26 protein-coding genes are annotated in these 26,769 nt (G+C 67.9%); 7 read left to right on the top strand and 19 right to left on the bottom strand.

The features are described 5' to 3' along the window. Positions 1-78 precede the first annotated feature (78 nt). From U4012_RS08750 to U4012_RS08720, 7 genes are all read right to left on the bottom strand, one after another. Positions 79-1,194, bottom strand: coding sequence for a succinylglutamate desuccinylase/aspartoacylase family protein (locus tag U4012_RS08750; RefSeq protein WP_044849039.1), 1,116 nt, complete (start codon positions 1,192-1,194; stop codon positions 79-81). Between the two features lie 258 nt (positions 1,195-1,452). After that, positions 1,453-2,235: an ABC transporter substrate-binding protein gene (locus tag U4012_RS08745; RefSeq protein ID WP_044845853.1), complete on the bottom strand. Its 783-nt coding sequence runs from the start codon at positions 2,233-2,235 to the stop codon at positions 1,453-1,455. A 225-nt stretch (positions 2,236-2,460) separates the two neighbouring features. Further along, the gene (locus U4012_RS08740; protein WP_044845852.1) at positions 2,461-3,381 is read right to left on the bottom strand and encodes a LysR substrate-binding domain-containing protein; all 921 of its coding nucleotides are present in this window, start codon (positions 3,379-3,381) and stop codon (positions 2,461-2,463) included. Continuing rightward, positions 3,378-3,590, bottom strand: coding sequence for a hypothetical protein (locus U4012_RS08735; RefSeq protein WP_321797765.1), 213 nt, complete (start codon positions 3,588-3,590; stop codon positions 3,378-3,380). The genes U4012_RS08740 and U4012_RS08735 overlap by 4 nt, the downstream gene beginning before the upstream one ends. Positions 3,591-3,620: 30 nt before the next feature. Next, positions 3,621-4,214 (bottom strand): hypothetical protein, encoded by a 594-nt coding sequence (locus tag U4012_RS08730; protein WP_321797763.1) that lies wholly within the window; start codon positions 4,212-4,214, stop codon positions 3,621-3,623. A gap of 239 nt (positions 4,215-4,453) precedes the next feature. Then, a complete protein-coding gene (locus tag U4012_RS08725) occupies positions 4,454-5,842 on the bottom strand; it encodes an NCS2 family permease (RefSeq protein WP_124486130.1) in 1,389 nt (462 codons plus the stop codon). Between the two features lie 538 nt (positions 5,843-6,380). Beyond that, positions 6,381-7,058 carry a TetR family transcriptional regulator gene (locus U4012_RS08720; protein ID WP_321797760.1) on the bottom strand — a complete coding sequence of 226 codons (678 nt, stop codon included), beginning with the start codon at positions 7,056-7,058 and terminating at the stop codon, positions 6,381-6,383. A gap of 48 nt (positions 7,059-7,106) precedes the next feature. On the opposite strand from U4012_RS08720, the gene U4012_RS08715 reads away from it, so the two are divergent. Then, positions 7,107-7,772 carry an O-methyltransferase gene (locus tag U4012_RS08715; RefSeq protein ID WP_321797758.1) on the top strand — a complete coding sequence of 222 codons (666 nt, stop codon included), beginning with the start codon at positions 7,107-7,109 and terminating at the stop codon, positions 7,770-7,772. Positions 7,773-7,851: 79 nt separating this feature from the next. Here U4012_RS08715 and U4012_RS08710 read toward each other — a convergent pair whose 3' ends face one another. The 7 genes from U4012_RS08710 to U4012_RS08680 all read right to left on the bottom strand — a co-directional run bounded on the left by U4012_RS08710 (position 7,852) and on the right by U4012_RS08680 (position 14,412). Further along, complete coding sequence (locus tag U4012_RS08710) at positions 7,852-8,634, bottom strand: SDR family oxidoreductase (protein ID WP_124666376.1); 783 nt, start codon at positions 8,632-8,634, stop codon at positions 7,852-7,854. Positions 8,635-8,751: 117 nt separating this feature from the next. Further along, positions 8,752-9,714, bottom strand: a complete 963-nt coding sequence (locus U4012_RS08705) for a cyclase family protein (RefSeq protein ID WP_321797754.1) — start codon at positions 9,712-9,714, stop codon at positions 8,752-8,754. Positions 9,715-9,734: 20 nt separating this feature from the next. After that, positions 9,735-10,850, bottom strand: a complete 1,116-nt coding sequence (locus tag U4012_RS08700; RefSeq protein ID WP_321797752.1) for an alkene reductase — start codon at positions 10,848-10,850, stop codon at positions 9,735-9,737. 64 nt (positions 10,851-10,914) lie between these two features. After that, on the bottom strand, positions 10,915-11,721 hold the full coding sequence (gene dkgB / locus U4012_RS08695; RefSeq protein WP_321797750.1) for a 2,5-didehydrogluconate reductase DkgB: 807 nt from the start codon (positions 11,719-11,721) through the stop codon (positions 10,915-10,917). A 149-nt stretch (positions 11,722-11,870) separates the two neighbouring features. Continuing rightward, positions 11,871-12,839, bottom strand: a complete 969-nt coding sequence (locus U4012_RS08690) for an LLM class oxidoreductase (RefSeq protein ID WP_321797748.1) — start codon at positions 12,837-12,839, stop codon at positions 11,871-11,873. Between the two features lie 16 nt (positions 12,840-12,855). Continuing rightward, on the bottom strand, positions 12,856-13,179 hold the full coding sequence (locus U4012_RS08685; RefSeq protein WP_044845842.1) for a MoaF-related domain-containing protein: 324 nt from the start codon (positions 13,177-13,179) through the stop codon (positions 12,856-12,858). Between the two features lie 30 nt (positions 13,180-13,209). Further along, positions 13,210-14,412 carry an MFS transporter gene (locus U4012_RS08680; protein WP_124892053.1) on the bottom strand — a complete coding sequence of 401 codons (1,203 nt, stop codon included), beginning with the start codon at positions 14,410-14,412 and terminating at the stop codon, positions 13,210-13,212. 101 nt (positions 14,413-14,513) lie between these two features. Between U4012_RS08680 and U4012_RS08675 the strand changes: the two genes are divergently transcribed. After that, entirely contained in the window at positions 14,514-15,458 is a 945-nt protein-coding gene (locus tag U4012_RS08675; protein WP_044845840.1) for a LysR family transcriptional regulator, read from the top strand. A gap of 175 nt (positions 15,459-15,633) precedes the next feature. Here the strand turns inward: U4012_RS08675 and zwf are convergent, their stop codons facing one another. Further along, positions 15,634-17,109, bottom strand: coding sequence for a glucose-6-phosphate dehydrogenase (gene zwf, locus U4012_RS08670; RefSeq protein WP_044845839.1), 1,476 nt, complete (start codon positions 17,107-17,109; stop codon positions 15,634-15,636). A gap of 203 nt (positions 17,110-17,312) precedes the next feature. Between zwf and U4012_RS08665 the strand changes: the two genes are divergently transcribed. Both U4012_RS08665 and U4012_RS08660 read left to right on the top strand, forming a co-directional pair. Further along, entirely contained in the window at positions 17,313-17,891 is a 579-nt protein-coding gene (locus U4012_RS08665) for a TetR/AcrR family transcriptional regulator (protein WP_124486140.1), read from the top strand. Positions 17,892-18,079: 188 nt separating this feature from the next. Further along, positions 18,080-18,955, top strand: coding sequence for an SDR family NAD(P)-dependent oxidoreductase (locus U4012_RS08660; RefSeq protein ID WP_321797742.1), 876 nt, complete (start codon positions 18,080-18,082; stop codon positions 18,953-18,955). A 188-nt stretch (positions 18,956-19,143) separates the two neighbouring features. Here the strand turns inward: U4012_RS08660 and U4012_RS08655 are convergent, their stop codons facing one another. From U4012_RS08655 to U4012_RS08645, 3 genes are all read right to left on the bottom strand, one after another. Next, positions 19,144-19,722: a peroxidase-related enzyme gene (locus U4012_RS08655; protein WP_044845836.1), complete on the bottom strand. Its 579-nt coding sequence runs from the start codon at positions 19,720-19,722 to the stop codon at positions 19,144-19,146. Between the two features lie 85 nt (positions 19,723-19,807). Beyond that, positions 19,808-20,791, bottom strand: coding sequence for an MDR family oxidoreductase (locus tag U4012_RS08650; RefSeq protein ID WP_124486143.1), 984 nt, complete (start codon positions 20,789-20,791; stop codon positions 19,808-19,810). A gap of 45 nt (positions 20,792-20,836) precedes the next feature. After that, a complete protein-coding gene (locus tag U4012_RS08645; protein ID WP_044845834.1) occupies positions 20,837-21,475 on the bottom strand; it encodes a TetR/AcrR family transcriptional regulator in 639 nt (212 codons plus the stop codon). 228 nt (positions 21,476-21,703) lie between these two features. Here U4012_RS08645 and U4012_RS08640 point away from each other — a divergent pair, with 228 nt between their 5' ends. Further along, positions 21,704-22,894, top strand: coding sequence for a M20 aminoacylase family protein (locus tag U4012_RS08640; protein ID WP_044845779.1), 1,191 nt, complete (start codon positions 21,704-21,706; stop codon positions 22,892-22,894). A 63-nt stretch (positions 22,895-22,957) separates the two neighbouring features. Beyond that, positions 22,958-24,289 carry an MFS transporter gene (locus tag U4012_RS08635; protein WP_044845778.1) on the top strand — a complete coding sequence of 444 codons (1,332 nt, stop codon included), beginning with the start codon at positions 22,958-22,960 and terminating at the stop codon, positions 24,287-24,289. Between the two features lie 226 nt (positions 24,290-24,515). On the opposite strand, the gene U4012_RS08630 is transcribed toward U4012_RS08635, so the two are convergent. Further along, a complete protein-coding gene (locus U4012_RS08630) occupies positions 24,516-25,304 on the bottom strand; it encodes an IclR family transcriptional regulator (protein WP_044845777.1) in 789 nt (262 codons plus the stop codon). 226 nt (positions 25,305-25,530) lie between these two features. Here U4012_RS08630 and pcaF point away from each other — a divergent pair, with 226 nt between their 5' ends. Then, positions 25,531-26,733, top strand: a complete 1,203-nt coding sequence (gene pcaF / locus U4012_RS08625) for a 3-oxoadipyl-CoA thiolase (RefSeq protein ID WP_321797737.1) — start codon at positions 25,531-25,533, stop codon at positions 26,731-26,733. Positions 26,734-26,769: the final 36 nt, after the last annotated feature.

Raw genomic sequence — 26,769 nt, 5'->3', positions numbered from 1 at the left:
CAAGCGGGCGATTTCGTTGGTGCGCGTCGCGATGCGGCGCGCGGGCCGGCCGTTCAGGCGGCCCGGCCCGGAGGCGACTCAGGCCGACAGCAGCGACCCGGTGCGGATCGGGTTCGCGCCGGCAATCCGCGCGACTTCCATCCCGGCGGTCGCGAAGCGCACGATCTGGCGCGCGTACAGCACGCCCGACACGCTGCTCTTCAGCGTGATCACGCGATCGGTCAGCGGATCGACGATGTCGGCGACGTCCTGACCGGCCTCGATCCACGCGCCGACCGGCGTGCGGAACACGATCACGCCGGACACCGGTGCGACGAGCGGATCGGTGCCCGCGAGCGGCGTGGCCGGATGCGCGAGCGGCGGCAGCGGTGCCGGCGTGCCGTCGATGACACCGCGCTCGGTCAGGTATTCGACGATCGCCTGTGAGTCCTTCTCCGCGAATTCGTACGACACGTCGCGCTCGCTGCGCAATTCGACCGTGACGGAAATCGCACCGTTCGGGATCGGGAAGCGATCGCCGAACCGGTTGCGCAGATCCGACCAGCAGAAACTGTGGATCTCGTCGAACGGGTTGCCGACCGAATTCAGCGCGAGCAGCGACGCCTGCGCGTCCAGGTAGCGCGACAGCGGCTCGACGTCTTCCCACAGATCGGGGTTCGTATACAGGTGCATCACCGCGTCGCTGTCGCAATGCAGGTCGAGCACGATGTCGGCGTCGAACGACAGCTTCTGCAGCGCGAGGCGCTGCGATTCGAGCTCGGTGCGCGGCTTCTGTTCGTCGAGCGCCTCGCGCATCGCGGCGCGTACGGCGGCGAGGTTGCGCTGCGCGTCGTTCGTCAGGCGGCCTTCGATGCGCGGCAGCACGAGCGCCGCGAGATCGTAGAAATTGCGGTTGAAGTTCTGCATCGAGCCGAGCTCGAAGCGGCCGAGGTGATCGCCGAACACGTGCTGCGACAGGCCGATCGGGTTCGGCACGGGCACGATGACCACTTCGCCGCGCAGCTTGCCGGCCGTCTCGAGCGCGGCGATCTTGCGGCGCAGCAGCGCGGCGACCAGCATGCCGGGCAGTTCGTCCGCGTGCAGCGACGACTGGATGTAGACCTTCTTGCCGCCGCGCGGGCCGTAGTGGAAGCTCGTGATCTGGCGTTCGGTGCCGATGGCGGGGGAAATCAGCGGATGGGTCTGCGTTTGCATGATGAGGGGAGGGCGGCGCAGCCGCGAGTGATCCGGTATGCGTGGAAGATCGATTGTACGTTGCCTTCCGCGAACCTATCAAACCGCGCGCCGGCCATGTCGATTTCCTTTACGAATCATCGGGTTGGCGCGTAAAAAATAACGGCGCCGCAGCCCTTCGTCCCCGCGTGTCGCGCGGCCTTTCGCCGCGCGCGAGCAAAAAAAACGGGCTCCTTGCGGAGCCCGTCTGCGCGGTCGCGAAGCGCGCGTTGCGCGGTGTTACTTGCCGTACACGTCGAAATCGAAGTACTTCTTCGCGATCTTGTCGTACGTGCCGTCCTTGCGCATGCCGGCGATCGCGCCGTCGATCTTCGCCTTCAGGTCGGTGTCTTCCTTGCGCAGGCCGATGCCGGCGCCGTTGCCGAGCGTCTTCGGATCGTCGATGTCCTTGCCGGCGAAATCGAAGTTCGCGCCGCGCGGCGTCTTCAGGAAGCCGATTTCAGCCTGCACCGCGTCCTGCAGCGCGCCGTCCAGACGGCCCGAGATCAGGTCGGCGTAGACCTGGTCCTGGTTCTGGTAAGGCACGACGTTCACGCCCTTCGAGGCCCAGTACGTCTTCGCGTAGGTTTCCTGGATCGTGCCCTGCTCGACGCCGACCGACTTGCCCTTCAGCGATTCGGCCGTCGGCATCAGGCCGGCGCCCTTCTTCGCGACGAGGCGCGTCGGCGTGTTGAACAGCTTCGACGAGAACGCGATCTGTTCCTCGCGTGCCGGCGTCATCGACATCGACGACAGGACGCCGTCGAACTTGCGAGCCTTCAGTGCGGGGATCATCCCGTCGAAGTCGTTCTCGATCCACACGCACTTCGCGTTGATGCGGCGGCAGATTTCGTTGCCGAGATCGACGTCGAAGCCGACCACCTTGCCGTCAGCCCCTTTCGATTCGAAAGGCGGGTAGCTTGCGTCGACGCCGAAGCGTACGGTCGTCCAGTCCTTCGCGTATGCAGTGCCGGCCGATACGGCGAGCAGGGCCACGGTCACAGCCGCAAGAATCTTTTTCACTCGGTGACTCCTCGTTTTGTTCGATGGGTGCGCGGTTGTGCCGCGCCGTAAGCCTTCGGCCCGGCGCGGCTTCGCGTCGGACTGTCCGTTTCGCTGCCCGATGCGGGCGCGCGACGTGCGCAAGATTATCAAGACAAAATACCGGCAGGGCGCCTAGGACAAGCCCCGATACCGGACCCGACGGCCGCGCGTGCGGCGCGTGACCGTTTCAGAGGAAGGAACGATTCAACCTAGCGTTTCGTTGACCGCGCGCTGCAGGCAGGTGACGAATTGCGATACCGCCGGCGTCGGCAGCAGGTCGCGGCGCGCGATGATCGACAGGTCGAAGCGCGGCATGCTTTCGTCGAGATCGGCCGTGCGGATCCCGAGTGGCGCCACCATCGCGGCCAGCGGGCGCGTGAAGCAGCCGATCACGTCGGAGCGTGCGACGAGCCCGAGCGTCACCGCGAACGACATCGGCGAGCGCAGCAGGCGCTTCGGCAGCGGCAGCCCGCGCGCCTCGAACATCCCGACCATCACGCTGTGCGGAAACTGCTCGGCGCCGACCGTGACGATCCATTCCGCGTCGAGCAATTCCTCTAATCGGCGCGCGTGCGCGAGCGGGTGGCCTTCGCGCATCACGACGGTGAACTCGGTCGACAGCAGCGGGACCTGCGTGAAATCGCGGTCGAGCGCGGGCACATGGTGCATCGCAGCGATGTCGAGCGTGCCGTTGCGCAGTTGCGCGAGCGCGTCGGGCACCGTCACTTCCTCCAGATGCAGGTTCACGTTCGGCATCGACCGGCGGAAGGCGGTGACCGCGTGCGGCAGCGCGGTCAGCGCGATCGACGGCATCGTGCCGACGGCGACGCGCCCCGACATTTCCCCTTTCACCTGCTCGACGGCCTCGACGGTGCGGCGCATGTCGCCGAGCAGCTGCTCGGCGCGCGGCAGCAGCGCGTGGCCGCATGCGGTCAGCTCGACGCCGCGCACGCTGCGCACGAGCAGTTCCGCGTTCAGCGCCGTTTCGAGTTCGCGGATCGTGTGCGTGATCGCGGGCTGGGTGACGCCGAGCTCGCGCGCGGCGGCGCGCAGGCTCTTGTGATGCGCGGCGGAGACGAAGGCCTGGAGCTGCGCGATGTTCAGGTGATTGCGGATGCGGGTCATCGATCGGTTCGGATCTGGCGGCGGGCCGGGGCGCCGGCGCGAAGATCGATAGGGTAGCGCGAGGCGACGGCGGGCGCGGGGCGGAACAAAAATCGCGCGGCGGTGCGCGGCACAGTTTCGCCGTGTCCGGCGGCAAACCGATCAGGATTGCAGATGATGTTGCGTGCGTGTTCGAGATGCCGTCGATGTATGCCGCGATACGACATCATCGCGTTTCCGTTCGACGGCGTCCCGGCGTGTCAGGCGAGCGCCAGTTCGACGGCCGCGAGCGTGCGGCGGCGGATCCAGCCGCTCCCGAGCCGGATCGCGAGCCAGTACGGCAGGAACAGCAGGCGCGTGCGCGCGCTCGGACAGTGCACGAAGGTTTCGGTGCGCAGCAGCCGCGCGCCTGACGACAGTCCGACGACCTCGAAGCGCAACACCAGCTTCGCGTCATCCGGATCGTCGTGCCGCACGAACGCCGCGGCGTCGTCGATTGTGCGCACGTCGGGCGTCGGGCGCCAGAAGCGTCCGACGAGCCCGAGCGACAGCGACGTGTCGTCGCGATGCAGCAGCGTGAACGAATCGAAGCCGAAGCGCTCGCGGGCGGCGCCGGCCGGACGCTGGCCCAGCGCGCGGGCGATGGCCGCCGGCGCTTCGCGCACGGCAAGCAGCGCGTCGATGACGGGATCGGCACGCATGTCGAGGGCGGCCACCGCATCGATGATGCGCGACGGCGGCGCGCCGATCGGCCGCGATTCATGAACTTCGACGAAACCGAACGACGGGATGAACGGTGGCTTGCGCGCCGCGGTCCGCGTGTCTGATTCGGAGACGATGCCGAACGGATTCATGAGCGTTCCGGAGGATAAAACGCGATCGTAGCACCGCGTGCGGATTCGCGATGCGCGGCACGCCGCCGCGGTTTCCCATGTCGGTCGAACGGCCCGGTGGAACCCCCGCCGCACCGACGAAAAAAGGCCCGGAAACGTACGTTCCCGAGCCTGGAGACCATCAACGACGATGGTGGAGGAGACGATGCCGTCCCGATGCGCGCCGCCCTTCGGCAGGCGACGTCGCGCATGATCCGCGGTCAGATCGCCCAGCCGCCGAGATAGAACGTGACGAGCACGGCCGCGATGAGCACGGTGCCGACGTTGAGCTTGCGGAATTCGCCGCTGGCGACGCGGCCGATCACGAGCGTCGAGAAGCCGAGCATGATGCCGGTCACGATGTTCGCGGTCAGCACGATGAACACCGCGCACACGAGGCCCGACATCGCGTCGACCATGTCGTCCATGTGCAGCTTGCTCACGCTGCCGAGCATCAGCAGGCCGACGTACATCAGCGCGGGGGCCGTGGCGTACGACGGCACGAGGCCCGCGAGCGGCGAGAAGAACATCACGACCAGGAACAGCACGCCGACCACCGCGGCCGCGAGGCCCGTCTTCGCACCGGCGGCCACGCCGACGCTCGACTCGATGTAGGCTGCCGCCGGCGCGCCGCCGAGGAAGCCGGAGAAGATCGAGCTGACCGAATCGGCGGTCAGCGCGCGGCCGCCGTTGATGATGCGGCCGTTCTCGTCGAGCTGGCCGGCCTGGCCCGCGACCGCGCGGATCGTGCCGGTCGCGTCGAACACGGCGGTCATCACGAGCGCCAGCACGCTCGGCAGCACGGCCATCGATAATGCGCCCTTGATGTCCATCGCGCCGATCAGCGACGCGTGGCCCGGTGCGCTCAGCGACGGCAGCGCGAAGATGCCGCGGTACTTCACGGCCGGATCGAACGCGAGGCCGATCAGCGAAATCGCGACCACGACGAGCAGGATGCCGCCCGGCACGCGACGCTTCTCGAGCCCGAAGATCGCGGCGAGGCCGACGACCGACATGATGACCGGGAACGCGGTGATCTGGCCGAGCGAGACCGGCAGGCCGGCGCCCGGATTCTTGATCACGAGGCCGACGTCGTTCGACGCGATCAGCAGCAGGAACAGGCCGATGCCGATCCCGGTGCCGTGCGCGACGCCCGCGGGCAGGTTGCGCAGGATCCACGAACGCACGCCGGTGACCGAGATGCCCGTGAACACGAGGCCCATCAGGAACACGGCGCCGAGCGCGACGGCCGGCGGCAGGCCCTTGCCGAGCACGAGCCCGAACGCGGTGAACGCCGTCAGCGAAATCGCGCAGCCGATCGCGATCGGCAGCTTCGCCCACAGGCCCATCAGCAGCGAACCGAACGCGGTGGTGAGGCAGACCGCGACGAATACCGCGCTCGTGTCGAAGCCGGCCTTGCCGAACATGCCGGGCACGACGAACACGGAGTAGACCATCGCGAGGAAAGTGGTCACGCCCGCGACGATTTCGCGACGCTGCGTGCTGCCGCGCGACGAAATGCCGAAGTACCGGTCGATGACTCCCTTGGTGCCGAAGTCCGTTTCTTCCGCGCCGACGCCGACCGTCGGCTGCACCGGGGTATCACTCATGAGCTTGCTCCTTTATCAGCATGCTGAAACGGCCCGTGGCGGACCGTCGTCAGGGTGTCTCGAATCTGGTTGGAATATTCGGCGGCGTCGTGGGGACGCTTCACGCGTGAGTCGTGTCGTCGTACGCGCGTCGAAGGGGGCGCGTATGCCGCGTCGTGCGACGCGTGGTGCGGTCGATCCCGTCACGTGTGCTTTGCCGTAGCGAAGGTTAGGCGAACGGCCCATCACGTCCCATTGGGGGAAGAGCATGCAGCGCATGTCGCAGCGCTTATATCGGCGTGCAACGGGGCTTCGTCGTCGCGGAACGCGTGTATACGCCTAGTTCGAATCCGTTAAGGCGACTATTTGAATGCAGGGTCGGCGGGCAGGGCGGGAGCGGGTGATGCATCGAGTCTTACGAAGGACTTTCGGAGAGGCTGCGCGGGCGCGCGGAAACAGCCGCGCCGGATGTGAAAACGCGGCCGTGCGCAACCCGCATCCGGATGATGCCGGTGCCGCGCGCGGGCCGCGCCCGCGCTCGTCCTGGCCTGCCACTGCATCAGACACGCGCGAGATGCGCGAGGTACGTGCAGAACATGTCGGCCATCGCGGTCGCATATGCATCGATTTCCGCAGGCGTGCGCGCGGTTTCGGAGAATGCCTTGCCGCCCGTCGTGAGCGTCGTCATGATCAATTCGCACGCGAGCGCATGCGTGGCGTCGGGCACGTCGGGCAGCGCTTCGCGCATGAACGCGCTGAAGATCCGGTTGCACGCGTCCTTCACTTCCTGCGCCTCGGGGGCGTCGCGATAGAGCGGCGCGGCATCGTCGAGCGCGATGCGCATGGGCGCCTCGTCGCATTCAGAACGGATGAACGCGTGGACGGCGGTGCGCAGGCGCTCGGGCGGCGTCTGCCGCGGGTCCTGCAGAATCGCGCACAGCATCCCGGACGTCTGCCGCCACTCGTCGTGCTGGAGCCGGAACAGCACGGCCGCCTTGTTCGGGAAGTACTGGTACAGCGAGCCGACGCTCACGCCGGCGCGCTCGGCGACGCGCGCCATCGTGAAGCGCTGCGCGCCTTCGGTCGCCAGAACCTGAATAGCGGCCTGCAGCACGTCGTCGACGAGCTGGGTCGCGCGGGCCTGCCGAGGCAGTCTGCGCGAGGCGATCGGGGTGTTGCGGCGGTCGGTCATGACGGGTCTGCCAATGCGAATAGTAAAACATGAATAGTTCGTCATATTCTAGTCGGGCGCCCTGACGCACTCAACCTGACACCGGAGATCCGCATGACCACCCTGATTCACGACCCGCTGGCGTCGCTGCTCGCGCGCCTGTTCGACGAAGCCGAGGCATCGTCGCCCGCGTCGAGCCCGGACTTCGCCGACCTGTCGCACGACGAGCACGCGCGGCTGATGCGCAGCAAGACCGGTTACGCCGATTTCTATGCACGCCTGAAGGACTATCCGCTCGCGGTGTCGCGCGAGACGGGCACGCTGCTGTACATGCTCGCGCGCGGCTGCGGTGCGCGCTCGATCGTCGAATTCGGCACGTCGTTCGGCATCTCGACGCTGCACCTCTCGGCCGCGCTGCGCGACAACGGCGGCGGCCGGGTGATCACGAGCGAGTTCGAAGCGTCGAAGGTCGAACGCGCGCGCGCGAACCTGGCGGCGGCCGGGCTGGCCGATCTGGTGGAAATCCGCGTGGGCGATGCGCTGCGCACGCTGGCGGCCGATCTGCCGGAGACCGTCGATCTCGTGTTGCTCGACGGCGCGAAGGCGCTGTATCCGGAGATCCTCGCGCGGGTCGAGCCGCGGCTGCGGCCCGGTGCGTTCGTCGTCGCCGACAACGCGGAATACAGCCCCGACTACCTCGCCTACGTGCGTGCGCCGGAGAACGGCTACCTGTCGGTGCCGTTCGGCGGCGATGTCGAGCTGTCGATGCGGATCGGCTGAGCGGCGAGGCGTTGCAAGCGTGCGCGCTGCGGGCGGGCCGATCGGTGCCCGCCGGTCGACCCGGCGGCACCTGCGTGACTTACAGGCGGTAGCCGCCGCTCGCGTCGATGACCTGACCGGTCGTCCATTGCGACGCCGGGCTCGCGAGAAAGCCGATCACGCCCGCGATGTCTTCGGGCGTGCCGACGCGGCCGAGCGGGCTGGCCGACGTCATCGTCGCGCGGCCGTCGTCGGTGCGCAGCCAGCTCGCGTTCATGTCGGTATCGACCGGGCCGGGCGCGACCGCGTTGACGACGATGCCGCGCGGGCCGAGTTCGACCGCCCAGTGGCGCGTCAGCGTGTCGACGGCGGCCTTCGACGCGGCGTACGCGGAAATCGCGCTGAAGTTGCCGCCGGCTTCGAACACCCGGCTCGACAGCACGCTCGACAGGTTCACGATCCGGCCGCCGCGGGGCATGCGCTTCACGGCCTGCTGCGTCGTGAAGAACACGGCTTTCACGTTCAGCGAGAACTGACGGTCGAACAGCGCGACCGACGTGTCGTCCAGCGTGCCGCCGTCGGCGACGCCGGCGTTGTTGACGAGCACGTCGAGCGTGGCCGGCAGGTTCTGTTCGGCGACCGCGCGATCGAGGGCATCGAACAGTGTGGCGACGCCGTCCGGCGCGTCGAGGTCGGCCTGGATCGCGACGCCGCGGCCGCCGAGTTCGCGGATGCCGGCGAGCGTCTGTTCCGCCGCCGCGCGATCGGCGCGATAGTGGACCGCGACGATGAAGCCCTGTCGCGCGAGTTCGTACGACGTGGCACGGCCGATACCGCGCGAGCCGCCGGTGACGAGGGCGAGTTTCGATGCTTGCGTGCTCATTATCAGTTCCTGAAAAACCTGTAAAAAGAACGGCGGCGCCGACCGAAGCGGGCAGCGCCGGAAAGGGAAACCGTCGTTGCGGGCCGCCGGCAACCGGTCGACGAACGGCCCGCGGGATCAGCGGATCGCGACCGGGTTGATGTTGACCTGCGTGGAGCCGACGTACAGCGGCTGGCCGAGCACGAACAGGAATTCCCACGCGTTGTCGCGCACCAGCGCGCGGCTGTCGATCAGCTCCAGGTTGTAGATGCCGCGCTTCGCGAGCATGTACTGGTTGATCGGGAATTCGTCCTGCGTGTGCGGATTCGGATAGACCTCGGACGCCCACGTGTCGCCGCCGAACGCGACGATGCCCTGGTCGGCGAGCCACTTCGCGGCTGCCATGCCGATGCCCGGCTCGACGTCGAGGAACTGTTTGTTGTCCTTGCCGATCAGTTCGAGCCAGCCGGTGTTGAACAGCACGACGTCGCCCTTGCGCAGCGTCAGCCCTTCCTTCTTCAGAACGGCCTGGATGTCGGCGACCGTGAATTCGGTGCCGCCCGGCACGATCGGCTTGCCGTAGTAAGCGGTCATGTCGAGCACGACGCCGCGCGTGACGATCGGCGGCACCTTCTCGACGCCGAGCTTCTTCACGCCGTCGACGGTCACGAAATCCGCCGCCTTGTTGCCGTTGTAGTACACGTTGTCGATGCCGATGTGGCCGATGCCGTTCAGCTGCGTGCCGACCCCGGTCCATGCGTTGACGAGTTCGTCGTTGAACGTGAACTTGTTCGGACCGAGGCTCTTGCCGGCCTGCTGGCCGACCTGCACGTTGTACAGCCGGAAGCTGCGGTGGCGGAATGCCGGCAGGTCCTTGTCCACCGGCACGGCCAGCGGATAGGTCTTGCCGGCCTTCACGAGGCCGACCGCCTGCCTGACGACGTCGGGCGTCAGCAGGTTGGCCGCGCCGATTTCGTCGTTCGCGCCGTACACGGACGGATACCAGTCGGCCGCGGGTGCGGCCGGCGCGGCGTGCGCCGCCTGGGCCGCCGTGAACGGCAGGATCGCGGCGAGCGCGAGCCGGGCGAGCGTTGCTTTCATGCAGGATTCCTTCGGATCATTTACGCCGCGGCTTGCGCGAGCGTCGGATAGTCGGTCAGGCCCTGTGCGCCGCCGCCGAACAGTGTATTGCGGTCGTGCGGCGTGAGCGCGGCGCCGGTGCGCAGGCGCTCGGGCAGGTCGGGGTTCGCGACGAACGGGCGGCCGAAGGCGACGAGGTCGGCCCAGCCGGCGGCGATCGCTTCGCGGGCGCGCTCGGCGGTATATGCGCCGGCGTAGATCAGCACGCCCGGGTACGCGGCACGCAACTGCTGCTTGAATTCGACCGGCATCAGCGGCGCATCGTCCCAGTCGGCTTCCGCGATGTGCAGGTAGCCGACGCCGAGTTCGCCGAGCAGCTTCGCGGCGGCGAGGTAGGTCGTTTCCGGATCGTCGTCGACGCAGCCGTTCAGCGTGGTCAGCGGCGCGAGGCGGATGCCGACGCGCGATGCGTCGCCGGTGCCTTCGATCAGCGCCTGCGTGACTTCGCGCAGGAAGCGCAGCCGGTTTTCGAGCGAGCCGCCGTACGCGTCGGTGCGCGTGTTCGCGTTCGAGTCGATGAACTGGTTCACGAGATAGCCGTTCGCGCCATGCAGCTCGACGCCGTCGAAGCCGGCTTCGATCGCGTTGTGGGCGGCGGCGCGGTACTGATCGACGATCTCGCGGATTTCGTCGACGGACAGCGCGCGTGGCTCGGAGGCCTGCACGAAGCCCGGCGTGCTGCCGTCTTCACCGGCGATGAACACGTTCACGCCCTTCGCCTGGAGCGGCGACGACGACACGGGTTGCCGGCCGCCGAGCAGGCTCGTGTGGCTCAGCCGGCCGACGTGCCACAGCTGCGCGAAGATGCGGCCGTGCGCGGCGTGGACGGCGTCCGTCACCTTGCGCCAGCCGGCGACCTGCGACGGCGTATGGATGCCGGGCGTCCATGCGTAGCCCTTGCCGAGCGGCGCGATGTAGGTGCCTTCGCTGACGATCAGGCCCGCACTCGCGCGCTGCGCGTAATACGCGGCCATCAGTACGTTGGCTTCGTCGCCGGGCTGGCTGGCGCGCGAGCGCGTCATCGGCGGCATCACGATGCGGTTCGGCAGCGTCAGCGCGCCGAATTGCAGCGGTTGGAACAGCGGGTCCTGGGTCATGATGGATTCCTGTCGGTGCCGCGGCCGGCTGGCCGCGGACGGGTCGATTGAGGGTGCGGCGCGCTTAGTCCCACGTCGGCGCGAGGCCGGCCGGATCGACTTCGCGGCCGTTGCGCTCGAGCGCGGCGATCTGCGCCATGTCTTCGTCGGCCAGGCGCAGCGTCTGCGCGAGCAGGTTGCTCGCGAGGTTCTCGCGCTTGGTCGACGACGGGATCACCGAGTAGCCGAGCTGCAGCGCCCAGGCCAGCGCGACTTGCGCCGGCGTCGCGTCGTGACGCTGCGCGATCGCGCCGATCACCGGGTCGCCGAGCACCTTGCCGTACGCGAGCGTCATGTACGACGTCACGTGGATGCCTTCGGCGTTCAGGAACTCGACCAGCTTGCGGTTCTGCAGGTACGGGCTCAGTTCGATCTGGTTCGTCGCGATCGCATCCTTGCCGACCACCGCGATCGCTTGCTTCGTCAGTTCGATGTTGAAGTTCGAGATGCCGATCTGGCGCGTGAGGCCCTTCGCCTTGGCTTCGGCGAGCGCAGTCATGAATGCCTCGAGCGACACGCCGTTGTCCGGGGCCGGCCAGTGGATCAGCGTCAGGTCGACATAGTCGGTGCGCAGCTTGCGCAGGCTCTCCTCGAGGCTCGCCACCAGCTTTTCCGGTGCGTAGTTGTCGACCCAGATCTTCGTCGTGAGGAACAGGTCTTCGCGGCGCACGCCCGACGCGGCGATCGCTTCGCCGACTTCGGCTTCGTTGCCGTAGATCTGCGCGGTGTCGATCGCGCGATAGCCGACTTCGAGGCCGTTACGGACCGAGTCGATCACAACCTGGCCTTGCAGGCGGAACGTACCGAGGCCGAATGCGGGAATGTTGCTCATCTTGTGCTCCTGGGATAGGTGGACCGATTGCGGTATGGAAGTCATTCTGGCGTTTGATACTGATGAGATAAACGCCTTTAGAGGTCAAAAATATTTGATTTAAAGTCAAATATCGGTCGTGGGTCGAGCCGGCTGCCGGCGTGCCTTCGTCAGGCCGTGGCCGTGCGCGCGTTCGTGTCGGCAGCGTCGTTCGCATTCGCATGGAATGCCGGCAGCACGTCGGACGCGATCTCGGCCATCGTCTCGTCGAGCGGACGGCGGTTGCGGCGGAAATGCAGGCCGATGTGCTGCACGCCCGCGTCGCGCATCGCCGCGAGTTCCTCCGTCAGCGCGATGCGCCCGGCGCGCGCGCCGAAGCGGTGCCGCTGCAGCGGCTCGTGCGGATCGTTCGCGAGGTCGAGGTGGATGAAGCTCACGTACGGCTTGTCGCCGGCCACCGCGCGCCAGTTGGCGACCCGTTTCAGGTGATCGTCCGGCGTGCCCGGATACGCGAGACAGCCGTCCATGTGTTCACCGATCCAGGCGGGCGTCTGCTGCGCGAGACCCGCGACGAGCAGCGGCACCGGCGAGCGCGCGGCCGGCAGCACGTCGAGGCCCGGCGGCAGGTGAGCGCGCGCGCCGTCGCGCAGCAGCGCGATCTGGTCGCGGAAATTCGCGCCGCGCGATGCGAAGTCGCGGCCGAACAGCGGATATTCGACCGGCCGGTCGCCGCTCGCGACGCCGAGCAGCAGGCGTGAGCGGCTCAGTTCCTGGATCGTCGCGGCCGATTTCAGCGTCAGCAGCGGTTCGCGCAGCGGCAGCACGACGGCCGCCGTGCCGAGCAGGATGTCGCGCGTGATGCCGGCGAGGTAGCCGAGATACGAGAAGGTCTCGAACACCTGCGCGGCGTCGCCGAACGACGGGTCGTACACCGGCACGTCGCGCACCCAGAGCGCGCGGAAGCCGAGCGTGTCGGCCAGTTGCGCGAGTTCCGCGTGAATTTCCAGGTCGGGCACGCCGGGGCGGCGGCCGTCGTGCTGGCGCGTCGCGTCGCCGGCCGGCGACCAGTCGTTGTCGAGCGGCAGTTCGATGCCGATGCTGAAGCCGCCGGCGGTGAGCTTGTCGAGTGAGGTGGACATGGTCGGGCGTCTCCGTTCAGACCGCGCGCAGGCTGCCTTCGAGCCGGTAGAAATCGAGCGACGCCGCGGTGAAGAACGAGCGCGACGTGCCCGCGGCGAAATCATCGATATGCACCACGGTGGCGCGGTCGGCTTCCTGCCACGAGATCGCATAGGTCTCGCCGGCGACGTGCTGCCACGTGCAGGCGACTTCGCCCTTCGCGCCGGCGTACGCGCCTTCGGTGATTTCGTAGCGCATGCGGAGGCCGTCCTCGTCATAGGCGTTGAGCGCGGTGAGGCCCTCGTAACGGACTTCGAACGTCTTGCCGGCGAACGGCGGGCGTTGGGTCGATGCGTTCATGCTGAGTAGCTCCTGCAATAAGGTTGACGTTCAATGGGCGAGTTCGACGGGTTCGGCCGTGCGTTCGGGCAGGCCCTGGCCGCGGTCGAGACGGCCGCTCAGCGCGGTCAGCGCGAATGCGCCGAGCGTGACGGCGGCGGCGATCCACGGCGTGTGGCCGAGGCCGACGTTCGCGACGATCAGGCCGCCGAGCGACGAGCCGCCCGCGACGCCGAGGTTGAACGCGGCGATGTTGAAGCCCGATGCGACGTCGGTGGCGTCCGGCGCGAAGTGGCGCGCCTGCTTGACGACGTACACCTGCAGGCCCGGCACGTTGCCGAACGCGACGGCGCCCCACGCGAGCATCGTCAGCACCGCGAGCCACTTCACGTGCACCGTGAAGGTCAGCGCGAGCAGCACGATCGCGAGCAGCAGGAAGATCCGCTTGAGCGCCTTGACCGGGCCGACGCTGTCGGCGAGCTTGCCGCCCCACACGTTGCCGACCGCGACCGACACGCCGTAGCCGACGAGCACGAGGCTGACCTGCGACGGCGTGAAGCCGGCGATCTGTTCGAGCAGCGGTGCCATGTAGGTGAACGCGATCAGCGAGCCGCCGTAGCCGACCGCCGTCATCGCGTAGACGAGCAGCAGGCGCGGCTGGGCGAGCACGCGGAACTGGCGGGCGAGCGGCGCCGGCGGCGTTTGCGGAAGACCGCGCGGCACGAACGCCACCGCGCCGAGGAACGCGACGAGGCCGAACAGCGCGACGATCAGGAACGTCGCGCGCCAGCCGAAGTGCTGGCCGATGAAGGTGCCGAGCGGAATGCCGGCGACGAACGCGACGGTCATCCCGCTGAACATCGTCGCGATCGCGCTGGCGGCCTTGTCCTTCGGCACGAGCGTGGTCGCGATGATCGAGCCGACCGAGAAGAACACGCCGTGCGCGAGGCCGGTGAGCACGCGCGCGACGATCAGCGATTCGTAGCCCGGCGCCTGCCAGGCGACGAGGTTGCCGACGGTGAACAGCGCCATCAGCGCGGCGAGCAGCGTCTTGCGCGGCACGCGGCCGGTGAGCGCGGTGAGGAGCGGCGCGCCGATCGCGACGCTCAGCGCGTAGAGGCTGACGAGCAGGCCGGCCGACGGCAGGCTGACGCCGAGATCGGCGCCGATCGTCGGGATCAGCCCGACGATCACGAATTCGGTCGTGCCGATGGCAAAGGCGCTGATGGTCAGCGCAAGCAGGGCGAGTGGCATGGCGGGATCCTGGTTCCAGTGAGGATGGATCGCAGTGTGCCGCCTTTACTTTTGCGGAAAAACTGGTCTATAAACCAAATTGTTTTGATTTCAGATCAACAATGAAGATCACCCTCGACGAACTCCAGGCCTTTGCCGCCGTGGTCGACACCGGTTCGATCACCGCCGCCGCCCAGCAGCTCGACCTCACCGTGTCGGCCACGAGCCGCACGCTCGCGCGGCTCGAGGAGAAGCTGAAGACCACGCTGCTGCGCCGGACCACGCGCCGGCTCGAACTGACCGAAGAGGGGCGCGCGTTCCTGCAGGACGCGCGCGCGATCATCGAATCGGTCGAGAACGCCGAGGAGCAGATGCTCGCGCGGCGCGAGATGCCGTCGGGGCGGCTGCGCGTCGATGCCGCGACGCCGTTCATGCTGCACGTGATCGTGCCGCTCGTGCGCGGCTACCGCGAACGCTTCCCGAAGGTCGACCTGGAGCTGAACAGCAACGAAGGGATCATCGACCTGCTCGAGCGGCGCACCGACGTCGCGATCCGCATCGGCCGGCTCAAGGATTCGACCCTGCACAGCCGGCGGATCGGCAACAGCCGGCTGCGCATCCTCGCGAGCCCCGCCTATATCGAAGCGCACGGCCAGCCGCGCAAGGTCGAGGATCTCGGCAAGCACACGCTGCTCGGCTTCACGCAGCCCGAATCGCTGAACGTGTGGCCGATCCTCGGCGCGGACGGCGAGCCGAGCCGCATCGAGCCCGCTATCTGGTCGTCGAGCGGCGAGACGCTGCGGCAGCTCGCGCTGGAGGGCGCGGGCGTCGTGTGCCTGTCGGATTTCATGACCGCGCAGGATCGCGAGGCCGGGCGGCTCGTGCAGGTGCTCGCGCGGCAGACGCTCGACGTCGAGCAGCCGATCAACGCGGTGTATTACCGGAATACCGCGATTTCGTCGCGGATCGCGTCGTTCGTCGATTACATGATCGAGGTGCTGGGCGGCGGGAGCGGCGGCAGCGATGCGCCGGCGCGGCGCAAGGCGGCGTGGATGGGAACGGTGTAGCCGGGGACGGCTGCGTCGTCGCCGCCGGATGCCGTTCCCGCGCAGGACGGCTCGGCGGACTTCCTCCGGCCGAAGCGAACGGCGGGGCGGCGGACGGTGCGCGGCGGGCGCGCCGATATGATCCGGCACGCCGACGGCGCTTGCGCCACCGACATGCCGTCGCGTGCGGCGCTTCCTACGCTTCCTCGGACCACGACATGTTGTCGCGCGCCAGCAGCGCCGACGATGCCGCCGGCCCGAACGTGCCTGCGGTGTACAGGCGCGGACGGTCGCCGAGTTGCTTCCAGCCGTTGAGTATCGGCTCGACCCACGACCAGGCGGCCTCGAGTTCGTCGCGGCGCATGAAGTGCGTGAGGCGCCCGCGGATCACGTCGATCAGCAGCCGTTCGTACGCTTCCGCGCGCCGTTCCGGAATCGCCTGCTGCAGGTCGAGGTTCAGGCTCACGGGCACCATCTTCATCCCGCTGCCCGGCTCCTTCGCGAGCATCTGCAGCTGGATCGACTCTTCCGGCTGCAGCTGGATCACGAGGCGGTTGCTGTAGTGGCGCGGGCCGGTCGGGATGATCGAGAACGGCATGTCGGCGAACTCGATCACGATTTCCGACTGGCGGCGCTGCAGCCGCTTGCCGGTGCGCAGGAAGAACGGCACGTTCGCCCAGCGCCAGTTGTTGATGTGCGCACGCAGCGCGACGAAGGTTTCCGCGTGGCTGTCCGCCGGCACGTTCTCCTCGTCGAGATAGCCCTTCACCGGCTGGCCGTCGACCGCGCCGGCCGTGTACTGGCCGCGCACGGTATCGCGCGCGACGTCCGACAGCGCCATCGGCCGCAGCGAGCGCAGCACCTTCAGCTTCTCGTCGCGCACCGCGTCCGGGTCGAGCGACACCGGCGGCTCCATCGCGACGATGCACAGCAGCTGCAGCAGGTGGTTCTGCACCATGTCGCGCAGCGCGCCGGTATGGTCGTAGAAGCCCGCGCGGCTGCCGACGCCGACCGTCTCCGCCACCGTGATCTGCACGCTGCGGATGCTCGGCGCCTGCCACAGCGGCCCGAAGATCGGGTTGCCGAAGCGCAGCACCATCAGGTTCTGCACGGTTTCCTTGCCGAGGTAATGGTCGATCCGGTAGATCTGCGATTCCGCGAAATGCTTGCCGACCGCATCGTTGATCGCCTGCGCCGACGCGAGATCGTGGCCGAGCGGCTTTTCGAGGACGACGCGCGAGCGCGCATCGACGAGGTGCGCGGCCGACAGGTTGTCGCAGATCGTCGTGAACAGCTCGGGCGACGTCGACAGGTAGAACACGCGGATCGCGTCGCTGCGCGCCGCTTCGGCGAGGCGCGCGTAGTCTTCCGGCGCGCTCACGTCGATCAGCACGTACTGGAACAGGTCGAGGAAACGGCTCCACGCGTCGGCGTCGAAGGCCTTGTCGTCGATGAACGGGCGCGATTGCTCGTCCATGAACTTGCGGTAGCCGTCGATGCCCCAGTCGCGGCGGCCGACCGCGATGATGCGCGTCTCCGGCGGCAGGTTGCAGTGCAGGTGCGCCATGTACAGCGCGGGCAACAGCTTGCGGGCGGCCAGGTCGCCGCCGCCGCCGAAGATGATCATGTCGACGGGTTGGTCGGCTTCGGTCTGGTTGGGCTTATTCGTCATGAGTGGTTCGCGGTCTGAAGCGGTGTGAGCGTGGAACGAACGGCGAGCGCCGGGCGCCGGTGGGTTGGCGCGCCAGTACGTGAAAACACTAATAGTGCACGCTTTTGATCGATTGCGGATCGGTTCCCGCGTATGTAACAGGGCTTGCATGACCTGCGTTGGCGCGATTATGATTGAGCGCTCACTCATTAAAGGAATCGGACGTGGCCCGACCGCGCAGTCCCGACAAGCACGACGCCATCCTCGCCGCTGCCGCCCGCGCGCTCGCGGAGGACGGCGCGGGCGCGACCACCGCGCGCATCGCGCGCCTCGCCGGCGTGGCGGAAGGCACGGTGTTCACCTATTTCGAGACCAAGGATGCGCTGCTGAACGCGCTGTACCTGAGCCTGAAGGCCGGCCTGCGCGACGCGATGATGACCGGGTTTCCGGAGCACGCGCCAGCCGAACAGGCGATGCGGCATGCGTGGAACGGCTATGTGTCGTGGGGCGTCGCGAACCCGGACGGGCGGCGCGCGCTGCAGCAGCTCGGCGTGAGCGGCCGTATCGACGACACGCATCGCGCGGCCGGTACCGAAGGCTTCGGCGCGATCAGCGCGTTGCTGCGTGCGCAAGTCGCCGCGGCGGGCGGGCTGAAGACCGACGACGCGCACGCGTTCTGCGCGGCGCTGTTCACGTCGATCGCGGAAACGGCGATGGAGTCGATCGCGCGCGACCCGGCGTTGGCCGATGCATACCGCGAGGCCGGGTTTCGTGCGCTGTGGGCCGTGTTGCACGCGGTGTAAGCGGCGATCGGCGTGACGGAAAGCTGAAGACGGGTGATCGGCGGCGTCTTGGGTTTCGTGCGCTGCCGCACCGATGGAAGGCGGCTTCAGGCAGGGCGAGGCGCGTTGTAAACGACCGTTTCATCGCCCATATTAATGAGTGAGTAATCATTCATTTTTAAGTTTCAACTTTGTCGAGGAGTGGAAAAATGTCGAAAGTCTGGCTGGTAACGGGGGCCGCACGCGGCCTGGGGCGCTCGATCGCGGAAGCGGTGCTGGCGGCGGGCGATCGTCTGGTGGCCGGCGCGCGCGATCCCGCGCGGCTCGCGGATCTGGAAGCACGGTACGGCGACCGGCTGCTGCCGATGGAACTCGACGTGACCGACGCGGCGGCGGCGGAGCATGCGGTGGCGGCGGCCCGCGACGCGTTCGGCCGCATCGACGTGCTGGTGAACAACGCGGGCTACGGTCATACGGCACCGTTCGAGCAGATGGGCGCCGATGACTTCCGCGACCAGATCGAAACGAACCTGTTCGGCGTGGTCAACCTGACGCGCGCGGTGCTGCCGACGATGCGCGCGCAGCGCGCGGGCCACATCTTCCAGGTGTCGTCGGTCGGCGGGCGCACGGCGACGGTTGGCCTGTCCGCGTATCAGGCCGCGAAGTGGGCGGTCGGCGGGTTCAGCGACGTGCTGTCGAAGGAAGTCGCGCCGTTCGGCGTGCGCGTCTGCACGCTGGAGCCGGGCGGGATGCGCACCGAATGGGCCTCGGAGGCGAAGCGTGCGGTCGACGGCCTGCTGCCCGACTATCAGCCGTCGGTCGGGAAGATGCTCGAATTGCTCGGCGCGTATGGCGGTCACGAGGTCGGTGATCCCGCGCGGATCGCGGCGCTGATCGTCGAGCTGTCGGGTCGCGACGACGTGCCGATGCGCTTGCTGCTCGGCGGCGATGCGCTGTTCGTGTGCGAGCAGGCGGAAGCGCAGCGCGCAGAGGAGGCGGCGCGGTGGCGCGATACGACGCTGTCGACGATGTTCCCTGACGCGAAGCTGCCGGATGGGCTGCAGGCGTTGAAGCAGGTCGGGTAAGCGCGGGAGCCGGGGCGGCGCGGGTTCGCGCGAGCGTCGCGCCGTGTCGTCGATTACCGATTGCCGATTGCCGATTGCAGATGCAGATGCAGATGCACATGCAGATGCCAATTGCGCGCAGCGACCGGAGGAAGACCGGGCGCATGCACGCCCCGGTCTTCGACGGCGATCGCCGTTGCCGGCGGCCCTCAGCGCCCCAGCGCGTAGAACTCCGCGTTCGGCCGCATGTTCGTCACGTTCGCGATGCGGTTCGACATCCCGAAGAACGCCGAAATCGCCGCGATGTCCCACGCGTCCTCTTCGGTGAAGCCATGCGACTTCAGCGTGTCGAAGTCCGCTTCGCCCACCTGGTGCGCGGTCTGCGAAACCTTCATCGCGAAGTCGAGCATTGCCTTCTGTCGAGCGGTGATGTCGGCCTTGCGGTAGTTGGTCGCGACCTGGTCAGCGATCAGCGGATCCTTCGCGCGGATGCGCAGGATCGCGCCGTGCGCGATCACGCAGTACTGGCACTGGTTCACGCTGCTGGTGGCCACGACGATCATTTCGCGTTCGGCCTTGGTGAGGTTGCCCGGCTTGTCCATCAGCGCGTCGTGATACGCGATGAACGCGCGAAACTCGTCCGGGCGATGCGCGAGCGTGAGGAACACGTTCGGGATGAAGCCCGACTTTTCCTGGACGGCCGCGATGCGTTCGCGAATGTCGTCGGGCAGGTCTTCGAGCGCGGGCACCGGAAAGCGGCTGACGGGCGCGTGGTCTGCAGCGGTCATGAGGTCTCCTGGATAAAGCGGCACGGGCGAACGCGATGCGCGCGCCACCGGCCGGGTATGAATCGATGCGTCGCCGTCGCCGGCGTCATGCGTTGACGTCCACGACGATGCGGCCGCGCACCTTGCCGCCGATCAGGTCCTCGGCGAGCGGGATGACATTTGCGAGGCCGACCTGATGGCTGATGGTGCCCAGTTTCTCGACATCGAGATCCGACGCGAGCCTGCGCCATGCCTCCAGACGCTCGGCGCGCGGGCACATCACGCTGTCGATGCCGACGAGCGTCACGCCGCGCAGGATGAACGGCGCGACGGTCGCGGGGAAGTCCATGCCGGCGGCCAGACCGCAGGCCGTCACCACGCCGCGATAGCGCGTGGTCGCGCACACGTTGGCGAGCACATGGCTGCCGGCGACGTCGACCGCGCCGGCCCAGCGTTCCTTGCCGAGCGGCTTGCCGGGTGCGCCGAACTGCGAACGGTCGAGGATCTCAACCGCGCCGAGCTGGCGCAGATAGTCGGCATCGGCCGGGCGGCCGGTCACGGCGACGACGCGATACCCGAGCCGCGCGAGGAGGGCGGTGGCGACGCTGCCGACGCCGCCGGCCGCGCCGGTCACCACGATCTCGCCATCGTCCGGGCGCACGCCATGCCGTTCCAGCGCCATCACGCACAGCATCGCGGTGTAGCCGGCCGTGCCGATGGCCATCGCCTGTTGCGGCGAAAACGCGGACGGCAGCGGCACCAGCCAGTCGCCGTCGACGCGTGCCTTCTGCGCGAGGCCGCCCCAATGCGTTTCGCCGACGCCCCAGCCGTTCAGCACGACGCGGTCGCCTGCCCGGTAGTCCGGGTGCGTGCTGTGTTCGACCTCGCCGACGAGGTCGATGCCCGGCACCATCGGAAATTTGCGGACCACCGGGCTCTTGCCGGTGATCGCGAGCCCGTCCTTGTAGTTCAACGTCGAATAGCCGACCCGGATCGTCACGTTGCCCGCAGGCAGCTGTGCGTCGTCCAGCGTCTGCAGCCGCGCGTGCTGGCCGGTCTCGTCCTTGTCGATCACGATGCCCTGGAACATCCGTCCTCCTTTCTAGACCGATCGTCTAGTTAACGGCAAAAAAACTCAGCGGCGAGGCAATCCATTGAAGAAAAACTGTGCGAACAGCGCGAGCGGCACGTCGCTGCGTTCGAGTTTCGCGCGCAGGACGGCGCCTTCCCAGCCGATCCAGAAGAACGCGGCCAGCTCGGCGGGATCGGCCGAGGCCGCCAGTTCGCCGGCTTGCTGTGCCGCGACCAGGCAGTCGGCCAGACGGCGCTGCCAGTCCTCGAACGTCTCACGCAGGCGCGCGCGGAAACGCTCGGGCAGCGCGCCCATTTCCTGGCCGAGGTTGCCGATCAGGCAGCCTCGGCTGTATTCGTAGCGGGCCATGCCGTCGCGCGCATCGTCGACGAACGCGCGCACGCGCGCCAGCGGCGTTGCTTCAGTCTCGCTGAAATGACGGTCCAGCTTGCGCGCGAAGAACTCGGCGTAGCGATCGATCAGCTCGAGGCCGAACGCCTCCTTGCTGTCGAAGTAGTGATAGAACGAGCCCTTCGGCACGCCGGCGCGCCCGAGGATCTCGTCGAGCCCGGTGGCGGAAAAGCCCTTTTCGGTGAGCACCTCCAGCCCGGTGCGCAACAGCATGTCACGTGTCGCGACGAGGTCTTCGTGCTGCTTCGGTGGCCTGCCGCGGCGGCGCGGCGGATCGGTTCGAACGTCCATGGGCGAATAATAGACCGTTCGTCTCAAAAATCAATAGCGGGCGTGTCGATCGCGCCGGGCGAACGCGTGCCGGCGACCTTTGTCCGCGTTAACCCTGATTAATAAAGCTTATCGCGGTGAAAAATTCCGCATCTTATTGAACCGATATCGGCTCGCTATAGTGGCTCGCTTTCCCGCACGCACCGTTTGCGTGCGGCTGACACGCTGACGATCAGCAGGAGCCGCTTGATGACCACCGACGCCCGATTCACCGAAATCGAGGATCTGATGCCCGCCGCCGGCGGGCTGCGCGAGATCCGCCATCACATTCACCGCCACCCGGAACTCGCGTACGAGGAGCACGAAACGGCGGCGCTCGTCGCGGACAAGCTCGAGCAGTGGGGCTGGCAGGTGACGCGCGGGGTCGGCAAGACGGGTGTGGTCGGCACGCTGCGCGCGGGCGACGGCACGCGCAGCATCGGCATCCGCGCGGACATGGACGCGCTGCCGATCCTCGAGGCGACCGGCCTGCCGTATGCGAGCGGCACGCACGGCAAGATGCACGCGTGCGGCCACGACGGCCACACCACGATGCTGCTCGGTGCCGCGCAACACCTCGCGAAGACGCGCAATTTCTCCGGCACCGTGCACCTGTATTTCCAGCCGGCGGAAGAGCACGGCGTCGACAGCGGCGCGAAGAAGATGATCGACGACGGCCTGTTCGAGCGCTTTCCGTGCGACGCGGTGTTCGGCATGCACAACCATCCGGGCGCGGCACCCGGCGTGTTCCTCACGCGGCGCGGCCCGTTCATGTCGGCCGGCGACAAGGCGATCATCTCGATCGAGGGCGTCGGCGGCCACGCGGCGCGGCCGCACCTGACGGTCGATCCGGTGGTCGTCGCGGCCAGCATCGTGATGGCGCTGCAGACGATCGTCGCGCGCAACGTCGACCCGTCGCAGCCGGCGGTCGTCACGGTCGGCTCGATGCACGCGGGCACCGCGAACAACGTGATCCCGAACGGCGCGCGTCTCGAACTCAGCGTGCGTTCGTTCAGCCCCGACGTGCGCGCGCTGCTCAAGCGCCGCATCGTCGAGCTCGCCGAGTCGCAGGCCGCGAGCTATGGCGCGACCGCGCACGTCGAGTACATCGAAGGCTATCCGGTCGTCGTCAATACGGATGCCGAAACGGATTTCGCCGCGCAGGTTGCGCGCGAACTGGTCGGCGACGCGCATGTGGTCGAGCAGGCCGACCTGCTGATGGGCAGCGAGGATTTCGCGTTCATGCTGCAGCAGCGGCCCGGCTCGTTCGTGCGGCTCGGCAACGGCGAAGGCGAGGACGGCTGCATGGTGCACAACCCGAAGTACGACTTCAACGATCGCAACCTGCCGATCGGCGCGGCGTTCTGGACGCGCCTCGTGGAGCGTTACCTCGGGCAGTAACCCCGGCGGCGGCACGCGACGAGCGGCCGGCGCTTCCGGCCGCATTGAGAGGAGAGACGAACGATGCAGAAAGACCATCTCGCGCTGCACCCCGCGTCGACGGGCGCCGCCGCAACCGATGCGCATGGCGCGCCGGCCGTCACGAAGCGCGGCGCGATCGCGGCGGCCGTGATCGGCAACTGGCTGGAGTTCTTCGATTTCACCGTGTACGGCTTTTTCGCGGTGCTGATCGGCAAGCTGTTCTTCCCGTCGAGCGATCCGACCACGTCGCTCTTGCTGTCGGTCGCGACGTTCGCCGCCGGTTTCTTCACGCGGCCGCTCGGCAGCGTCGTGCTCGGCGTCTATGCGGACCGCAAGGGCCGCAAGGCCGCGTTGAACCTGACGATCATGCTGATGGCGCTCGGCACCGGCCTGATCGCGATCGCGCCGACCTACGCGCAGGTCGGCGTGGCCGCGCCGCTGCTGGTGGTCTTCGCGCGGCTGATGCAGGGCTTCTCGCAGGGCGGCGAGTTCGGCGCGGCGACGTCCACGCTGATCGAGCAGGGCGGCACGTCGCACCGCGCATTCCGCGCGAGCTGGCAGCTCGCGACGCAGGGCGGCGCGGCGCTGATGGGTTCGGGCTTCGCGGCGCTGCTGTCGAACACGCTGACGAAGGACGCGCTCGAGGGCTGGGGCTGGCGCCTGCCGTTCCTCGTGGGCGTGCTGATCGCGCCGGTGGGCATGTACTTGCGGCGCCGGCTCGCGGACGATGCGCCCGGCGACAACCATCACGGGATCGAACGCGGCGTGCTGCGCGAACTGTTCTCGCAGCACACGCGCACGGTGCTGCTGCTGATGCTGACGGTGATGGGCGGCACGGTGTCGACCTACATCCTGACCTTCTACATGCCGACCTATGCGATCCATACGCTCGGGCTGCCGATGAAGCTGTCGATGTTCGTCGGCGTCGCGTCGGGCTGCGTGATGCTGGTGACGTGTCCGCTGTTCGGCTGGCTGTCGGACCGCCTCGGCAGCCGGCGCCTGCCGATCTTCGTCGGGCGCGGCGTGCTGGTGCTGCTGCTGTTCCCGGCGTTCTGGCTGATGAACCATCATCCGACGCTGTCGGTGATCCTGCCGCTGACCGCGCTGATGCTGCTGTTCTATTCGCTCGGGTCGGCATCCGAAATGGCGTTGATGTGCGAATCGCTGCCGCGCCACGTACGCGCGACGGGCATTTCGATCGCGTATGCGCTCGCGGTGACGATCTTCGGCGGCACCGCGCAACTGATCGCGACCTGGCTGGTGAAGACGACGGGCAGCAAGCTCGCGCCGGCCGGCTACGTGGCCGCGTGCGTGGTGCTGTCGCTGATCGCGGTCGCGATGCTGCGCGAGACGGCGCGCGAGTCGATGGACTGATGCGGGATGCCGCTGTCCGAAGCGACGCGGTGCAATTTCGTTCTCGTCAAATTGACGGGGCTGTGCCGCATCCCTAAATTGAGCGATGCGGAGGGGGCTCCGCGTTCCGTGAGAAGGACGTTGCAAACAGAGTCTGAGGGTTGAGCGGGCGGCTTATGCCGCCCGTCTTTATATCCGCGCTATCCGCGAATGATCGTATTGCCGATCCGGCACGCGAAGTCACCGCTCACCCGCGCCGCGCGACCAGTTCCGACACCGTCTGCGCGGCCTGCTGCAGCGGCCCGAGAAACTCCTTCACCATCTGCTTCGCGGTGTGCCGCTGCGCGTTGCCGCTGATGTTCATCGCGGCGATCACCTGCCCGCGCCGGTTGCGGATCGGCGCGGAGATCGACATCAAGCCCACTTCCAGTTCCTGGTCGACCACGGCCCAGCCTTGCTGACGCACCTGTGCGATCGTCGCCTTCAGTTCGCCGATGTCGGTGATCGTGCGCGGCGTATGCGCTCGGATGCCGCTCTGCGCGAGCGTTTCGTCGAGCGCCGCGTCGTCGAGCGCCGCCAGCAGCACGCGGCCCATCGACGTGCAGTACGCGGGCAGGCGGCTGCCGATCGACAGGTTGATCGTCATGATCTTGCGGGTCGGCACGCGCAGCACGTAGACGATCTCGGTGCGGTCGAGCACGGCGGCCGAGCAGCTTTCGTGGATCTGCGCGGACAACTGCTCCATCACCGGATCGGCGAGATTCCAGAACGGCATCGACGTGAGATACGCGAAGCCGAGCTCGAGGATCTTCGGCGTGAGCCGGAACAGCCGGCCGTCGGCCTCGACGTAGCCGAGCGTCTGCAGCGTCAGCAGGATCCGGCGTGCGCCGGCGCGCGTGAGCCCGGTGGCCGAGGCGACCTCGGTGAGCGTCTGCTCCGGGCGCTGGGCGTCGAATGCGCGGATCACCGCGAGGCCGCGCGCGAACGACTGCACATAGGAGTCGCCTGGTTTCGTCTGGATGTCTTCGGTTGTCATGAACGGTCGGATTGTCGTGCAGCCGAGAAGATAGCGCATGGGGCCTGACACGCCAACCGCACGGCGGACCGGGCGCTTGACAGGTCGTCCCCGCACTCCCTATGATGCGTTGAACGTTCGATACACGATCTTATGTTCGTATATAGAACATTTAAGCGCATCCCGGCGGGCAAAGCAAGGGGCGCGTTTCACTCACTTCCCAGCTTGCATGAGACCGGAGACACTGATGACCGAAGCTTTTCTGTGTGATGCGATTCGTACCCCGATCGGCCGCTACGGCGGCGCGCTGTCCGGCGTGCGCGCCGACGACCTCGGCGCGGTGCCGCTCAAGGCGCTCGTCGAGCGCAACCGCGACGTCGACTGGACGGCGATCGACGACGTGATCTACGGCTGCGCGAACCAGGCCGGCGAGGACAACCGCAACGTCGCGCGCATGTCCGCGCTGCTCGCGGGTTTGCCGGAAGGCGTGCCGGGTTCGACGATCAACCGCCTGTGCGGTTCCGGGATGGACGCGGTCGGCGTGGCCGCGCGCGCGATCAAGTCGGGCGAGGCCGCGCTGATGGTGGCCGGCGGCGTCGAAAGCATGACGCGCGCGCCGTTCGTGATGGGCAAGGCCGCCAGCGCGTTCGCGCGCCAGGCCGACATCTACGACACGACGATCGGCTGGCGCTTCGTCAATCCGCTGATGAAACAGCTGCATGGCGTCGATTCGATGCCGGAGACGGCCGAGAACGTCGCGGTCGACTACAACGTCAGCCGCGCCGATCAGGACCTGTTCGCGCTGCGCAGCCAGCAGAAGGCCGCGCGTGCGCAGCAGGACGGCACGCTCGCCGAGGAAATCGTGTCAGTCACGATTCCGCAGAAGAAGGGCGATCCGGTCGTCTTTTCGCGTGACGAGCATCCGCGCGAAACGTCGCTCGAGACGCTCGCGAAGCTGAAGGGCGTCGTGCGCCCGGACGGCTCGGTGACGGCCGGCAACGCGTCGGGCGTCAACGACGGCGCCGCCGCGCTGCTGCTCGCGAACGCGGAAGCCGCGAAGCGCTTCGGCCTGACGCCACGTGCGCGCGTGCTCGGCATCGCGACGGCCGGCGTCGCGCCGCGCGTGATGGGCATCGGCCCGGCGCCGGCCACGCAGAAGCTGCTCGCGCGGCTCGGGATGACGATCGACCAGTTCGACGTGATCGAGCTGAACGAGGCATTCGCGTCGCAGGGTCTCGCGGTGCTGCGCATGCTCGGCGTCGCCGACGACGATCCGCGCGTGAACCCGAACGGCGGCGCGATCGCGCTCGGCCATCCGCTCGGCGCGTCGGGTGCGCGTCTCGTGACGACCGCGATGTACCAGCTGCATCGCACCAACGGCCGCTTCGCACTGTGCACGATGTGCATCGGCGTCGGCCAGGGTATCGCGATCGCGATCGAACGCGTCTGATCGCGCGATGCGGCGAAGCGCGCGGAATGCGCGCCG

Source organism: Burkholderia sp. BCC1988 (assembly GCF_905339895.1).
Taxonomy (GTDB): domain Bacteria; phylum Pseudomonadota; class Gammaproteobacteria; order Burkholderiales; family Burkholderiaceae; genus Burkholderia.
Note: the sequence above shows the minus strand (reverse complement) of the source record. Positions and strands in the feature narration are given on the sequence as shown.